At 68.0% G+C, this 14791-nt stretch carries 17 protein-coding genes; 12 read left to right on the plus strand and 5 right to left on the minus strand.

The genetic code is table 11. The annotated features are described in order from the left end of the window. Nucleotides 1-447 (minus strand): MarR family winged helix-turn-helix transcriptional regulator, encoded by a 447-nt coding sequence (locus NMI01S_RS26040; protein WP_063920868.1) that lies wholly within the window; start codon nucleotides 445-447, stop codon nucleotides 1-3. A 93-nt stretch (nucleotides 448-540) separates the two neighbouring features. On the opposite strand from NMI01S_RS26040, the gene NMI01S_RS26045 reads away from it, so the two are divergent. After that, complete coding sequence (locus NMI01S_RS26045) at nucleotides 541-1488, plus strand: phosphotransferase (RefSeq protein WP_063001349.1); 948 nt, start codon at nucleotides 541-543, stop codon at nucleotides 1486-1488. Nucleotides 1489-1501: 13 nt separating this feature from the next. Here the strand turns inward: NMI01S_RS26045 and NMI01S_RS26050 are convergent, their stop codons facing one another. Then, entirely contained in the window at nucleotides 1502-2068 is a 567-nt protein-coding gene (locus NMI01S_RS26050) for a YbhB/YbcL family Raf kinase inhibitor-like protein (protein WP_063001350.1), read from the minus strand. Continuing rightward, complete coding sequence (locus NMI01S_RS26055) at nucleotides 2065-2967, minus strand: CE1 family esterase (protein WP_063001351.1); 903 nt, start codon at nucleotides 2965-2967, stop codon at nucleotides 2065-2067. The genes NMI01S_RS26050 and NMI01S_RS26055 overlap by 4 nt, the downstream gene beginning before the upstream one ends. A gap of 82 nt (nucleotides 2968-3049) precedes the next feature. On the opposite strand from NMI01S_RS26055, the gene NMI01S_RS26060 reads away from it, so the two are divergent. From NMI01S_RS26060 to NMI01S_RS26110, 11 genes are all read left to right on the plus strand, one after another. Next, nucleotides 3050-3484, plus strand: coding sequence for a MarR family winged helix-turn-helix transcriptional regulator (locus NMI01S_RS26060; RefSeq protein ID WP_157126372.1), 435 nt, complete (start codon nucleotides 3050-3052; stop codon nucleotides 3482-3484). A 106-nt stretch (nucleotides 3485-3590) separates the two neighbouring features. Then, nucleotides 3591-4166 carry a methyltransferase family protein gene (locus tag NMI01S_RS26065; protein ID WP_063001353.1) on the plus strand — a complete coding sequence of 192 codons (576 nt, stop codon included), beginning with the start codon at nucleotides 3591-3593 and terminating at the stop codon, nucleotides 4164-4166. Between the two features lie 369 nt (nucleotides 4167-4535). Continuing rightward, complete coding sequence (locus tag NMI01S_RS26070) at nucleotides 4536-5381, plus strand: ABC transporter permease (protein WP_063001354.1); 846 nt, start codon at nucleotides 4536-4538, stop codon at nucleotides 5379-5381. A 1-nt stretch (nucleotide 5382) separates the two neighbouring features. Beyond that, complete coding sequence (locus NMI01S_RS26075) at nucleotides 5383-6249, plus strand: MlaE family ABC transporter permease (RefSeq protein ID WP_063001355.1); 867 nt, start codon at nucleotides 5383-5385, stop codon at nucleotides 6247-6249. Nucleotides 6250-6254: 5 nt separating this feature from the next. Next, nucleotides 6255-7280 (plus strand): MlaD family protein, encoded by a 1026-nt coding sequence (locus tag NMI01S_RS26080; protein ID WP_084513276.1) that lies wholly within the window; start codon nucleotides 6255-6257, stop codon nucleotides 7278-7280. Then, a complete protein-coding gene (locus NMI01S_RS26085; RefSeq protein WP_063001357.1) occupies nucleotides 7277-8275 on the plus strand; it encodes an MlaD family protein in 999 nt (332 codons plus the stop codon). Before NMI01S_RS26080 ends, NMI01S_RS26085 begins: the two co-directional genes overlap by 4 nt. After that, nucleotides 8263-9309 (plus strand): MCE family protein, encoded by a 1047-nt coding sequence (locus tag NMI01S_RS26090; protein ID WP_063001358.1) that lies wholly within the window; start codon nucleotides 8263-8265, stop codon nucleotides 9307-9309. Before NMI01S_RS26085 ends, NMI01S_RS26090 begins: the two co-directional genes overlap by 13 nt. After that, on the plus strand, nucleotides 9309-10394 hold the full coding sequence (locus NMI01S_RS26095; RefSeq protein ID WP_063001470.1) for an MlaD family protein: 1086 nt from the start codon (nucleotides 9309-9311) through the stop codon (nucleotides 10392-10394). The genes NMI01S_RS26090 and NMI01S_RS26095 overlap by 1 nt, the downstream gene beginning before the upstream one ends. Then, a complete protein-coding gene (locus tag NMI01S_RS26100; protein ID WP_084513277.1) occupies nucleotides 10391-11452 on the plus strand; it encodes an MlaD family protein in 1062 nt (353 codons plus the stop codon). The genes NMI01S_RS26095 and NMI01S_RS26100 overlap by 4 nt, the downstream gene beginning before the upstream one ends. After that, complete coding sequence (locus NMI01S_RS26105) at nucleotides 11449-12405, plus strand: MlaD family protein (protein ID WP_063001359.1); 957 nt, start codon at nucleotides 11449-11451, stop codon at nucleotides 12403-12405. The genes NMI01S_RS26100 and NMI01S_RS26105 overlap by 4 nt, the downstream gene beginning before the upstream one ends. A gap of 22 nt (nucleotides 12406-12427) precedes the next feature. Further along, nucleotides 12428-13069, plus strand: coding sequence for a hypothetical protein (locus NMI01S_RS26110; protein ID WP_063001360.1), 642 nt, complete (start codon nucleotides 12428-12430; stop codon nucleotides 13067-13069). 25 nt (nucleotides 13070-13094) lie between these two features. On the opposite strand, the gene NMI01S_RS26115 is transcribed toward NMI01S_RS26110, so the two are convergent. Together NMI01S_RS26115 and NMI01S_RS26120 are read right to left on the minus strand one after the other, a co-directional pair. After that, nucleotides 13095-13574: a carboxymuconolactone decarboxylase family protein gene (locus NMI01S_RS26115; RefSeq protein WP_039776864.1), complete on the minus strand. Its 480-nt coding sequence runs from the start codon at nucleotides 13572-13574 to the stop codon at nucleotides 13095-13097. After that, complete coding sequence (locus NMI01S_RS26120; RefSeq protein ID WP_063001361.1) at nucleotides 13571-14665, minus strand: NAD(P)H-dependent amine dehydrogenase family protein; 1095 nt, start codon at nucleotides 14663-14665, stop codon at nucleotides 13571-13573. The genes NMI01S_RS26115 and NMI01S_RS26120 overlap by 4 nt, the downstream gene beginning before the upstream one ends. Nucleotides 14666-14791 lie beyond the last annotated feature (126 nt).

The raw sequence follows: 14791 nt of genomic DNA on the forward strand, positions 1-14791 counted from the left end.
TCACGGGAGGTCGTCGGCGAGCACCTTGTGCAGGGCGGTGGCGAGGGCGCCGAGCTCGTCGGCGGCCAGACCGGCGAAATGCTGATCGACGACCGCGTGGTGATGCGGGGTGGCCTCGTGCAACCGCTGCCGCCCGGCCGCGGTGATGGCGACATACGCCGATCGGCCGTCCGCGGGATTGGTTTCGCGGGTGACCAGGCCGCGCGCCTCCAATTCGGTGACCAGCCGGCTCACCCGGGTGCGGCTGAGCACCATGGTCTCGCCGAGGTCGCTCATCCGCAGACGGGTGGTGCCCGCGAGTTCCACGAGCATGTCGTACCAGCTGGCGGGCATGCCGTGGTCACGGCGCAGTTCGGCATCCAGTTCCGGGCGCAGGTCGACGTAGACCCGCTGCAGCGCCCGCCACACCTGGACCGAGGCGGGTACTGAGCTCCCGGATTCCGGCACGCCGCCGATCTTAGACGGCCCTCACCCCGCCTGCCCGGCTGCGCGGACCGCCGGGCGGCGATAACCGCTGGACACCGGTTCTACGATGCGGACATGGACATGCGCGCGAGCGTGGAACTTCCTCCCGATTGGCGGGCGCGGGTACGCGATGCTCTCGCGGACTCGCCCCGGCCGGAAATGGCGGACGGTTCACTGCGCCTGCTGGGCGCGGGTTTGGACAGCGTTGCGCTCCAGCTGGATTCGGCCGGGGATGCCTACGTGCTGCGCCTGCCGCAGGATCCGCACGGGGCGGAAGGGATCGCCCGCGAGGCCGGGCTGCTTCCGGAATTGGCTCCGCTGCTGCCGGTGCCGATTCCGCAATTCCTGTTCACCGCGCCGAATCCGCTGGGGCCCGGCGAGTTCTGCGTGTATCCACTCGTGCCGGGCGAATCGCTCGATGAAGCGGAATGGGCCGAGCGGGGCCTGCTGCGCGCCGATACGGCGCGGACGATCGCGGAGTTGATCGAACGGATCCACTCGTTTCCGGTGGAGCGCGCCCGGGACTTCGGTGTCGAGGTCGCCGATCCGCGGGGTGATTTCGCCGCGGATCTGAAGTCCGTTCGTGCCGAGGTGCTTCCGTTGCTGGACGCGGCCGAGGCGGCGGAGCTGTCCGGGGCGTGGCAGCGATATCTCGACGAGGACGCCAACTTCGACTTCGAACCGACGCTCATCCATGCCGATATGAGCCTGGATCATCTGTTGATCAGCGGCGGCGCGATCAGCGGCCTGATCGACTTCGGCGATGTGGAGATCGGTGACCCCGACTACGACCTCTGCTACCTGTACCCGGAGGCGGGGCACGAGTTCGTGCGCGAGATCCAGCGGTGTCGCGCACGGGATCTCGGGCCCGTCACTGAGAACAAGCTGCGCTTCTGGGCGTGTGCCGATCCCGCGCTCGACGTGCTGGACGCTGTCGAACAGGGCCGGACGGACTTTCGCGAACAGCGATTGACGGTTCTGCGGCAGGCGCTGCGCAGCTATCGGCCGAACGGCAGGTCCTGAGAGCCCCTGAGCCTCAGGGGCGCTCGTAGAATCCGTCGATCCGCGCCCGGCCCACCGCCTGTGCGGCCGCCAGCACCTCCCGGGGTTTCGCGCTCTCGACGGGTTTCCCCGCGGCGGTGGTGAGGGGCGCGCCGAGGGCGAACAACTCGAAGACGTACCGGTGCGGTCCGTGCCCCTTGATCGGCGCGGGGCCCAGGTACCCGCGGCCGAATCCGGACCGCAGTACCCGCACACCCGCTTCGTCGGTATCGGCGCGTAACGCGTTGCGGGACAGGCTCCGCACCGACGGCTCGAGGAGCGCGACGCAGTGCACGAACGGCTTCCGCATCGGAGCGTCGGGATCCTCGACGACCAGCAGATAGCCCGTCGTAGTGTCGGGCGCGCCGCTCCAGCTCAAGGTGGGAGACTCGTCGGCGCCACCGATCCGGCGGGAGGCATGCCGGATGTCGAGCGTGGTCTCCGGCTCGAAGTCCGTGCTCGTGAGTCGAAAGACGGTGTCGCCGAGCAGGTTCGGCTGATTCCACGCCAGTCCCGATTCACCGGCGCGGCGATTGGCGAGCAGCTTGCCGAGAATGCTCATCGGTTCTCCTTCTCCGACCGGGGTGGAAGTAGCCGCCGCGCCGCCGGTCGCAGGAGCGGGCGGGCGAAGTGATGGATTTCTACCGTGGCGTCGAATTCCAGGGTGGATGCCGCGCCGGGAGTGCCGGCCCATTCCTCCGGCACGGCGACGCCCGGCCAGGTGTGGCCCCCGCCGAAAACCGTCCATGCCGTGACGGCGGTGTCGGCGATGCCGTGGGCGGCGGTGACGCGGCGGGAGCCGGCGGTCGTGACGGTGGTTCGGTCGCCCGGGCACCTGTCGAGCCTCGCCCAGTGGTCGGCGGTCGTGGCGGCGCCGAGAATCCGCCCGCGCGGTTCATCGTTCGGCCCGCGGTGGCGGGAGTGGCCCCCGGCGAGCGGGACCAGGGGATCGGCGTCGCCGTTGATCAGCATCGCCGACACCGCATGGGTCGGCCGCACCGCGGTCAGGTCGGCGGGTAGCGCCCCGGCTACCGCGGCGAAGACGGCGACCCGTTCGCTGCATTCGAGGGCGAGCCGATGAGACATGAAGGCGCCGTTGGATATTCCGGCCACCAGCGTTCGATCGGCCGCGGTCGCGTAGGTGTGCGCGCACCAGTCGATCAGGCTGCGCAGGAATCCCACATCATCGACCCCGTGCTCCTCCGCGGCCGTGACGCCGCGGCCGTCGGCCCAGCTGCCGTAGCAACCGTCGGGATAGACGACACCGACGCCCCAGTCCTCGGCGTGATCGGCGAATCGGGTCCAGTCGTGCATGAGCAGACCGCCGCCTCCGGCATCCGGTCCCATATTCCCGTGCAACGCGACGATCAGCGGACTGTCCGGTTCCCGGGGTGGCCGCAGGTGAAAGCTTCGCGGGCGGCCGTCGTGGGTCAGCTCGCCCGGAATCAGTTCGGCGGTCATCGGCTTCCCTCCACGCGGCATGCCCATTCGCCGTCGGATTAATACAGTAATACTGCGCAGTTCTGCTGTAGATTAGTCGATCGTGGACGACGTGACAAACACTCGGGAGGTGCTCGCCGAGGAGCTGCAGAGTGTGGTCGGCGCACTCGTGCGGCGCATGCGATCGGCCTCACCGGCGCGCCGTATCTCGTTGTCGCAGTTGTCGATTCTGAAGCGGCTCGACCGCGAGGGGCCGGCCACGGTGGCCGATCTGGCGCGGGCCGACAAGATCCGCCATCAGACCGTCGCGGTAGCGGTCTCCGCCCTCGAAGGCCGGGGCCTGCTGACGCGCACACCCGATCCCGACGATCAGCGGCGCAAGCGGTTGCACATCACCGACGCCGGGCGGGACCTGCTGTCCGAACGGCGCGAGGCCGGTTACGGCCACCTGGCCGAACTGATCGCCGCTCGTCTGACTCCCGCCGAACAGCGGCAATTGGCGGCGTCCGTTCCGATTCTCGGCAAGCTCCTGGACTGAATCGGGGAAGATCTCGGGGACCTTCCCGATGTGCCGGACGTGGCCGCGGTGGTTTATTCGGCACCGGCGGACATCCGGTCCGCCACGAGGTCGTGGGAGGGTCGTCGTGAATGCCGCCGTGGTGACGACGTGGATCTGGTTGATCTTCGAGATCGGACTGGCGCTTCGGGACCGGTTGCGTAGCAAGGGATCCACCGCCCGCGATCGCGGAACCCGCACCACCATCATGATTGTCGTCGCCGTAGCGATCGGGGTGGCGAATGTGGTGTCGATCGTGCTGCCGGCGGACAGCGATCTGCGCTTCACCACCCGTCACGAGGTCGTCTGGCAGATCGCCGGAGTCGCGCTGATGGTCGCGGGTCTGGGGCTGCGAATCTGGGCTATCGCGGTACTGGGCGCGGCGTTTCGCACCACCGTCGAGGTCGATGCCGATCAGGCCGTCGTCGATCGGGGGCCGTATCACTGGGTGCGCCACCCCTCCTACACCGGAGTTCTGTTGCTCACCACGGGTTTCGGCGTCGCGGCGGGGAACTGGATTTCCCTGCTGCTCCTGATCGTCGTGCCCACCTCGGCCTTTCTGCGCCGGATCGATGTGGAAGAGGCGGCGATGGTCGAAACTCTCGGCAGTTCCTACGAGGACTATCGCGCTCGCACCAGACGGCTCGTCCCAGGTCTGTGGTAGCTCGTTGACTCGACACTGGAGGATCGTTGTCCACCCCTGGCCGCCGCGGTGCCGGCAAACGCTTGGTTCACCTCTTCGCCGCGAGTCCGTAATAGTGAATCGTTGTGGCCGGCCACACGTGACGCGGATCATAGTGATAGCGGATCAGTGCTGATAACAGGTTTCAGAACACCCGTTCACATAGAAAAACATGCACGTGAGCTGGATTTATTGTCGTACTTTGCGCAGGTCTCGGAGCGGTCACCCTCACACCGTGATCAGCTTTACTGTAACTAGCTGTAACCGATAGCTTCGTGATGGCAGTGTTGCCGATCACGGAGAGACGATTGTGAAATTCGAGCCACACCGCCCGGACCCCGCCCGCCGCTCATGGCGCCGGTGACCCGGGCTACCTCGGGCGCGTCCGCTGTTCGTATCGTTCGCAAGAATTTCTCGGACACCGTCGTGTCCGCACTGCGAACCTTCGGCCGAGCGGTGGATATCGCCCGGGAATCGGTGACCGGCACGACCACCGACATCGTCCGCCGCGAATTCCAGTGGCGTGAAGCGATTCTGCAGGGGTGGCGGCTGGTGACGGTGACCGCGATCCCCGCGATCCTGATCGCCATCCCGTTCGGCGTGATCGTCTCGGTGCAGGTCGGCAACCTCATCCACACCCTGGGCGCGGATTCGCTGCTCGGCGCGACCGGCGGACTCGGGGTGATCAAACAGGGCGCACCGCTGGCCACCGGCTTCCTGCTCGGCGGCGCGGGCGCGGCCGCGATCGCCGCCGATCTGGGCGCCCGCACCATCCGCGAGGAAATCGACGCGCTCGACACGATGGGCATCTCGCCGATCCACCGGCTGGTGATCCCGCGGCTGGTGGCGATGATCCTCGTCGCGCCGTTGCTGAACATCCTCATCATCTTCGTCGGCATCGTCGCCGGCTACGCGGTGGCCGTCGGCGGGCAGAACGTCACCCCCGGAAGTTATTGGGCCACTTTCGGATCCTTCACCACCGTCGCCGACGTGTGGGTCTCGCTGCTCAAGGCCGTGCTGTTCGGATTCCTGGTGGTGATCATCGCCTGTCAGCGCGGACTGGAGGCCAAGGGCGGCCCGCGCGGGGTGGCCGATGCGGTGAACGCGGCCGTGGTGCTGTCGGTGGTGTCGATCGCGATCGTCAATTTGGGCGTGACCCAGGTGGTCGAGATGTTCCTGCCGACGAGGCTGGTCTGACGTGGCGATTTCGACCTATATGCCCAAGGGGCTCAGCCACTTCGTGCGCTTCTACCGCCGCCGCGGCCTGCTCCTGGCGCGCGTCGAGGGACTGGGCTTCGTCCTGTCCTTCATCTGGCAGGTGCTGTCGTCGATTCCCTTGACGCTCAGGCGGTATCGCGACGAGACGCTGCGCATCATCTCCGATATGACCTGGGGACGCGGGTCGGTGATCGTCGGCGGCGGCACGGTGCCGATGATGATCGTGCTCGGCCTGGTGATGGGCGCCTCGGTGGCCGTCGAATCCTTCACCATGCTGAACCTCCTGGGAATGGGGCCGGTGTCGGGCATCGTCTCGGCCTACGCCACCACTCGCGAGCTGGCGCCGATCGTGGCCGCCATCGGATTCGCCGCCCAGGCCGGCTGTCGCATGACCGCCGAGATCGGCTCGATGCGCATCTCGGAGGAGATCGACGCGATCGAGGCACTGGGCCTGCGGTCGGTCCCGTTCGTGGTGACCACCCGGGTGATCGCCGGCGCCATCTCGATCGTGCCGACCTTCCTGATCGGGCTGATCCTGTCGTATCTGGCCTGCCGCGGGCTCATCACGCTGGTCCACGGCCAGTCCGCCGGTGTCTACGACCACTACTTCTTCCAATTCGTTTCCGGATTCGACGTGATCGCCGCGGTGATCAAGGTGGCGATTTTCGCGACCGTCGTGATCCTCATCCACAGCTATTACGGCTTCTTCGCCACCGGCGGGCCCGAGGGGGTCGGCATCGCGTCCGGCCGCGCGGTGCGTGCGTCGTCGGTCGCGATCGTGGCCATAGACATGGTGCTGACGCTGATGCTCTGGGGTTTCAACGCGTCGATCGACTTCACGGGGTAGTACAGGTGCCGAATTACGGAATGCCCGGAGTGGCGGTGGACAAGCGGCGCTCGCTGCTGGTCGGCGGCGTGGCGATCGCGGTCGTGGCCGCCGTCGCGATCGTCTCGCTGGCCTATCACGGCCTGCGCTCCGACGATAGTCTGCGCATCGCCCTGCACACCGAGCAGATCGGTGACGGCGTGCTGGCCGGCACGCCGGTGCGGGTGAACGGTGTGCAGGTCGGCGAGGTCGCGGCGATCGTGCCCGCCGACGGCGGCACCCAGCGGATCAGTCTGCGGCTGGACCGATCTCAACTGCACGGCCTCGACGACAGCCTGCGGGTGGATTACGCGCCGGCGAATCTGTTCGGCATCAGCGAGATCGAACTGCGGCCCGGTTCCGGCGGCGCCCCGTTGCGCGGCGGGTCGACCATCGACCTGACCGGACAGCACGCCGACGCGGTCTACGACGCGACCATGGGTGGCCTGCTGCGCGGGCTGTCGCAGACCGGCAACGCGCTGCTGACTCCTCAGATGGCCACGGTGATCACCCAGGTCTCCAACGATGTGCGCGGCTTCACGCCGCTGGCCCAGGCGTTGATCTCGGTCGCGCAGACCATCACCGACAACCAGACGATGCCCAGTTCCGCACTGGTGGGACGGCTCGGCCCGGCCTTCGACGGCGGTGGGCGCTTCGCGGGCGCGACCATCCAGGTGCTCGATCTGCTGCGCAATATTCCACGGTTGCAGGATCATCGGGGCTCCTACGACGCCGGAACCTCGGCGCTGACCGGTTCGGTGCTGCCCGCGCTGGCCGGTCTGGGCACGCGTGCCGGATCCGAATTGTCCGGCGCCGCAGACACTGTGGCGCCGATGCTCGCGGCGCCGGCGCAGCTGGTTCCGCATCCGCAGCAGTCCGGGGCCGATCTCGCCGAACTCGTGCGCCGCCTGCGCGCCGGTCTGCACGACACCCCGGACGGCCCGGTGCTCGACACGGAAATCGACGTGCGTGGCGTCCCGGTGCTGGCACCGCTGCTGGGAGGGATCCGATGAAGGTCGGCGCCGCCGCCTGGCGGCTGGGTCTGTTCGCGGTGGTGATGATCGTCGTGCTGTCGGTGGTGTTCACCGCGATCAAGCGCCCCGTCGCCGGCGACACCGATACGCATCAGGCGCTGTTCACCGACGCCAACGGGCTCAAGGTGGGCGACGACGTGCGCCAGTTCGGCGTGCAGGTCGGCAAGGTCGAGGACATCTCCCTCGACGGGGCACTGGCGCGGGTCCGGTTGTCGCTGAAGACCGATGCGCCGTTCTTCGACAATTCGAAACTCGCGATCCGCTATCAGAATCTCACCGGTCAGCGCTATATCGATCTGCAGCAGCAGCCGAAGCCGGGGACGCGGCTGCCGACCGGCCGCACGATCGGCCTCGACCACACCGTGCCGTCGTTCGATGTGACGAGCATGTTCAACGGCCTGAAACCGGTGCTGGCCACCATTTCTCCGGAGGCGATCAACCAGTTCAGCGCCAGCATGGTCGCGCTGATCGAGGGCGACGGCACCAACGTCGAACCGGTGCTGGCCGCGATCGGCCGGCTCGCCTCCTACGTGGACAACCGCCAGCAGGTGATCGGCGCCCTCATCCACAACATGTCCGATCTGTCGCAGCGCGTCGGCGGGCGGGTGCACTACCTGGTGCCGCTGCTGGCCCGGCTGACCGACATCTTCGAGGCCCTGCAGACCAATATCGGCGGGCTGGCGCAGTTCGCGATGGCCGCGCCGTCGGTGCTGGGACCGTTGGACAGCCTGTTCGACGCCCTCGGCCTGCAGTCCGGCACCGATGTCGACGCGCTCATCCGGCGGCTGTTCCCCGACCCGAAAGAGGCCGTGGACGTCTTCGGCAAGTTGCCGGCCCTGCTGGGCGGTCTGGACGCGGCCACGCCGAGGCCGGTGGCGGGCTGGAAACCGCAGTGCTCCAAGGGAAATGCCGAACTACCGCAGGTGGTGCAGGTGCTCGTCGCGGGACAGCAGGTGGCGATATGCAACGGCTGAATCGGTCCGGGGCCGGTCTGTTCCGGCCGCGGGATCGGCGCGTCGCGGACGCGGCGACCACCCGCCGCCGCGAAATCCGGCTCGGTATCGTCGGCGTCGCGCTCGTCGTGGTCTGCGCGGCCGCCGCGGGCATTCTGTACGTGGTGCCGTTCGGCAAGACGACCTACGGCGCCGAACTCTCCGAAGCGCAGTCGGTGAAGGTCGGCGACGATATTCGCGTCGCCGGTATCCCGGTCGGCAAGGTGGAATCGCTCGAGCTGCATCCGGATCGGGTGCGGATGCGGTTCACCGTCGATTCGGACGTCTTCGTCGGCGATCAGTCCACGCTGGACATCCGGATGCTGACCATCGTCGGCGGCAACTACGTCGCACTGTTTCCCGCGGGCGGTAAACCACTGGGCGACAAGCCGATTCCGATGGACCGCGTCCGGCTGCCCTACAGTCTCGTGCAAACCTTCCAGGATGCGGCGCAACCGCTGCGGCAGATCGATGGCGACACGCTGCGCCGCAATCTGGCCGCCCTGGACACCTCCATCGAGGCCGCGCCGGATGCGCTGCGCACCACCCTGAACACGCTCGGCACCTACGTCGACGCGCTCAACCGGCAGCGCACCCAGGTCACCGACGCGATCGCGGTGGCCGACGAATACGTCACCATGTACGACGGGGCCAAACACGACCTGGGCCGCTTGATGGTCAACGTCAACCAGATGGAGACGTTGCTGGTCGACAAGCGCGCCGAACTGCGCGAGGGCGTGCGGCTGCTGCGCGCGGTGATCGAGCGGGTCGCGGCACTGGCGCCCACCTACGATTCGGCGCTGAAACCGAAACTTCAGCAGTTGAGTGACGCGCTGCCGCAGCTGGAAAAGCTCGGTGGCGAACTAGAGCCGGTGATCGGCACGGTGCAGAGCCTGCAGCAGAAATTCGCGCAACTCAGCGGTGCGGACGACGCGGTGGCGGTCGACCAGTCGGGGCAGACGGTCGGCGCACCGGCCGCTCACCTGTGTATCCCGGTGCCGGGGAAGGACTGCTGATGCTGCACAAGCTGCTCGGTTCGCGGGCCTTCATGTCGATCGCCGGGACGGTGGCCGTCGTCGCGGTCGCGGTGGTCGGCTATCTCGTCGCCTTCCAGCCGCTGCAGGCGACCACGGCCTACTGCGCGATCATGCCCGACAGTGTCGGGCTCTACCCAGGCAACCAGGTCACCATGCGGGGAATCACCGTCGGGACGGTGAAATCCGTTGCCGTGCAAGGCAATGCTGTGAAAGTCGAATTCGACGTCGACACCGATCATCCGATCCTCGCCGACGCCGGTGCCACGACGCTGTCGGACAGCATCGTCGCCTCCCGCGAACTCGCGGTGGTGTCCGGTGGCAAGGACCCCGCACGCTGGGATCCCGCGCGCTGTCTCACCAGAACTCTGACCCCCAAGAGCATCAGCGACACCCTGAACGCGCTGGCCCAGCTGTCTTCGCAGATCCAGGGACCCGACGCCGCGCACCCCGACGCGCTGGCCCGCGGACTCACCTCGCTGAACGACGCCACGGCGGGCACCGGACCGCAGATCAACGCGCTGGTGCAGAAACTCGGAACCGCGCTGTCCGCGCCGGATGCCGATATAGCCCACCTGGCAGGCATTTTCGATGCGTTCGCCTCGGTGTCCAAGGATGTGGAGGCGCATTGGGGTGAGCTGAAGACGATGCTGACCCGCCTGGGCCCGGTCCTGGACCAGGCCACCGAGGATCTGCTGCGGCCCGGCGCCGCGCTGTTCGACGGCCTCGGTCAGGTGCTGCCGATGCTCAATGACCTCACCACCCTGTTCGGCGATCCGATCATGCGCGCCCTCGACGACACGGTCCCGCTGGTGAAATTCCTGCGCGCGAACGTGGGCTCACTGACCCAGATGATCTCGCTGACACCGGTTCTCGCCCAGGCCGTGCACACGGTCGGCGACTCCGGCATCGGCTACGCCCCGCCGAAGGTGGCGATCGCGCAGGACCACGCCGACCAGGTGTGCGCCGCGATCGACGCCCTCGCTCCCGGACGCTGCACCGCGGCCGACGGTCTGGCGAAGGTGGACATGGCGGCCCTGATATTCGGATTGGCAGGTGCGCGATGAGATTCCGGCGATTCACGCTCGGCTCGGCGATCGTCGTGGCGGCCGCGCTGCCGGCCGCTGGATGCGCGTTCGACCCGTCGTCGGTACCGGTGCCGGGAACCACGGTGTCCGGCCCGGCCTATCACGTGCGCATCGAGTTCTCGAATGTGCTGAACCTACCGGCGCGCGCCAAGATCATGGCCAACGGCGCGCAGGTCGGCACGGTCTCCGGGGTGACCGTCGTGAAACCGGGCGCCGCGGGCGGCCGCGGTGGCTACGTCGTGGTCGACGCCGACATCTCGAAGTCTGTGCGCCTTCCCGCGTCCACCGTCGCCGAGCTGCGGCAGAACACGGTGCTCGGCGATATCCACGTCGCGCTGACCACCCCGCCGAACGGTTTCGGCACCCTGCTGCACGACGGGTCCACGATTCCGATGGCACAGTCGAAACCGCCTGTGCAGCTGGAGGATACGATGGCGTTGATCGCCGCGTTCACCCAGGGCGGTGCGGTGACCCAGCTGCAGGACGTCATCGAGCAGTTCAATCGCACGCTGCCGCGGGATCCGGCGCAGACCGCCCGGATCTCGCACACCATGGCCACCGATGCCACGGATCTGGCGGACAACCTGGACAGCGTCGACGCGCTGCTCAACGGCCTGGGCACCAACGCTCGGGTGCTGCACGATATTCAGCCGGAACTCGACGACATTCTCAGCCGGACCTCCGTCGATCAAATGAACGGCATCACCGATTCCATCGTCGGCGTGACGAAGATCTTCGGTGGGCTGGGGCCGGTGGGTGCGTCGCTGACCTGGCTCGGACCGGTGCTGCGCGGCGCCGACGGTGCCGCCCAGGCCTTCGCGCCGCTGCTGCTCTCGGCCGGACCGGTGGACCTGAGCCGGCCCTCGAACTTGCAGGCGGTCGTGGAACTATTGCGCGACAAGGTGATTCCGTTCGTCGAACGCGGGCCGAAGGTGAACATCGTCGGTGTGCGCTCGGACGCGTCCGCGGACGTGCCGCCCGATCAGCAGACCGACCGCATCCTGGCGACCCTGCGAATGATCGGAGTGGTGCGATGAGATGGGGTGCGCTGACCTCGCTGGGCGGGATCGTCGCCATCACCGTTTTGGGGGCGAGCTATCTGACCTTCGGCGTCGTCCGCGCCGACCCCTTCGCCGACTACCACCGAACCACCATGGTGCTGACCGATTCCGGTGGTCTGGGTGTCGGATCGCCGGTGCTGCTCACCGGACTCGAGGTCGGCCGGGTGACCGCCGTGCGCCATACCGCCGCGGGTGTCGAGGTCGGCATGCGGCTGGCCGCGGACAAACGGGTGCCGGCCGACAGCACGGTGACCATCGAACATCTGTCGGCCCTCGGCGAACCGTATGTCGAATTCCGGCCCGTCTCCGGCGACGGGCCGTACCTGCACGACGGCCAGCGCCTGGAAACGTCGAATGTGCGCATGCCGCTGTCGATTCCGGATGTCGCGCGGCTGGTCACCAAGACCATGAACCAGCTCGATCCCGAGGTGGTGGGCTCGCTGGTCGCCACCGCGAGTTCCGCGCTGAACGGCACCGACGCCGCGATTCCGAATCTGACCCGATCCGGAGATCTGCTGGCCGCCGCGATCATGAGCCGGAGCCCGCGGATCGCGGATCTGCTCAACAGCTTTCAGGCCGCGGCGGCCGACATCGAGTGGGCCGGTCCGGCCACCGGTACGGCCGCGCCGGCGTTCGTGCGGTTCACCCACGCGCTGAACGATCTGGTCGCGGCGGTGGGCCGGATGGTGGACGCGCGTCCCGCCGGAAGCTACACCGAGGGCAACGGTCTGGCTCCGTTCCTGGCGAGGCTGACCGACCGGCTGGCAGAACTCGGCCCGGAGTTGAAGTCCCTGGGGCCGGCGCTCGCGCCGCTCGCGGCGGCGACCACGAATGCCGCGCCGCGCATCGACATCTCCGGTCTGATCACGCAGGCCCTCGACGATGTGGGCACCGACGGAACCGTGCGGGTGCGGATCAATGTCAAGTAGTACCACCGAGAAGGAGGGCGCCATGTCGAACGACACCGGTAGCGAACCGAAGCGGGCAGTCGACGCGGAGGCCGAGTCCTCCGTGCCCACCACCGCCGAGTCCACCACCGCCGAGACTGTGGCGAAACCCGCCAAAGCGCCTCGCACACTGTCGATCCGGCTCTCGACCGTTGTCACCGCGGCGGCGGCAGTGGCATTGATCGCGTTGGCCGCGGTCTTCGGATCGCTGTGGCTGTCGGCGCGCGGCGATCTGCACGACCGCGACGACCGGGCGGCGGCGCAGCAGCACGCCGAGCAGGTCGCCACCGATTACGCGGTCGGCGCCTCGAATATCGACTACCAGAACGTCGGCGCGTGGATCGGCAAACTGAAGGCCGGCACGTCGTCGCAACTGGCGCAGAAATTCGACGCCACCGCACCGAAGCTGCAGGAGATCCTGGTCCCGCTGAAGTGGACCTCGTCGGCGACCCCGATCGCCGCCAAGGTGATGGGCACCGAGAACGGCGTCTACAAGGTCGACGTGTTCCTCAACGTCGACTCCACCAGCGCGCAGACGCCACAGGGTGCGCAGACCACCGTCACCTACACCGTCGACATCGATCCGAACAGCGGCTGGAAGGTGACCGACGTCGGCGGGATGGCAGGGGCCCTGCCCAAGCAGTGACAGCCCTGCTCGCGTATCGCAGCGGTCAGTGGCCCGGTAGTACGCACACGGTGTCGAGTCCCAGCACGCGGTTGAGCCTGCCGAACGCCAGCCACGAGCCGATGCACATACTCAGCTCGACGATCTCGGCCTGACTGTAGTGCGCCCGCATCCGGGTCCAGAACTCGTCGTCCAGGTTGTGGTGATCGAGCACGTAGCGTTCGGCGTATTCGGCGGCCAGCCGGGTCCGATCGTCGAACGAATCGGTGGTGCGCCATTCGGTGACGGCCTGGTCGAAGCCGACTTCGACCTTCTGCCCGTCGCGTTCGGTGCGCCAGTCCTGGCAGAACAGGCAGCCGTTGATCTGAGCGATCCGCAGCCGCGCCGCCTCGAACTCACGCAGTCCGAGGGTGCTGTGCGAGTAGACCGCCAGCGACAACTTCGAGGCGGCGGGTCCGATACCCGGCACCATCTCACCCCAGACGTAGCCGATCGGATCCTTCCCCTCGGGGATATCGATGTTCATTGCGGTGTCCTTTCGGATGGGTCGCTCGCGAATCTGCCGACGGCGGGGCGCAAGGGAACGTCGAGGGCGTCGTAGAGACCGGGCTCGGCCGCGGCCAGCCAGTCGATGGCATTGACCAATCTGCCGACGGCCGTGGCATTTCCGCCGGCGGCCCGGTTACCGTCCTCGGTCTCGGCCTCGACGGTCACCTCGATGCGGGGATCGCCCTCCACGATGATGCGATGCGCGCCCGCACCGTCGGGCGGCCGCGGCCAGTCGGGTGCGCAGTCGGGATGGATGCGGGTGACGTGTTCGATCACGATGCGCGGCCGGCCGCCGACCATGCCCTGCACCTCGAACCGCACCGCGCCCTGGGTGCCCGCCTCGAAGTCGCCCATCACCGCGGTGGTTACCGTGGTGTCGAGGGCGCGGCGGTCCAGCGTCTCGCGGATACCGTCGAGTTCGGCGCCCAGGGCGCGCGCCATCAGCCGAATCTGCCCGCCCCACACCATGGTCGGGACGCCGGGCGTGGTCATCGGCGGTTCGTAGTCCATCGGCTGACCCATCCCGACCAGGTAACGCACCGAATCCGGCTGGTCGTAGGTGGAGTAGTCGAAGATCTCCTGACAGCGGATCGTGTCCACCCGGTGCCCCAGCCCGCTCACGAGCAACGGCAGTACGTCGTTACCCCACCCGGGGTCGATACCGGAGACGAACAGCGAACCGCCGCCCGCCGCGATCGCCGCCCGCACCGGCTCGCGTACTTCGGCGGGGGCGTTGCGGGGATCGTAGAGCGCGTACAGCGCGGGCGTGACGACCACCGCGCCGGCCCGGATCGCGGTGACGATATCGCGCAGTGCGTCGTCGGGCCGGATATCGCCGGACGCGGCGTACACGACCGCTCGGGGATGGCGCGCCAGCAGGGCGTCGACATCGGCCGAGGCCGTGACGCCGAGGTCGTGGTCGAGTCCGGCCAGCCGGCCCGCATCGCGCCCGACCTTGGCCGGATCGTGCACCAGCACCCCGGACAATTCCAGTTCGGGGTGTGCGTGCACGGCGCGGATCGCGGCACGGCCGACATTGCCCGTACCCCAGACGATCGTCGAGATCATCCCACCGACACTAGCAAGCGCTTGGTTCGCTGTGGGCGTTTTGCGTGGGTCGGTCCGCGGGTCACGCATCCGGACATGAGGTCGTCGGCTGAGCTCGGCGGGCGTGGACGTTCGGTACCCTGATCG

Source organism: Nocardia mikamii NBRC 108933, assembly GCF_001613505.1.
Classification (GTDB): domain Bacteria; phylum Actinomycetota; class Actinomycetes; order Mycobacteriales; family Mycobacteriaceae; genus Nocardia; species Nocardia mikamii.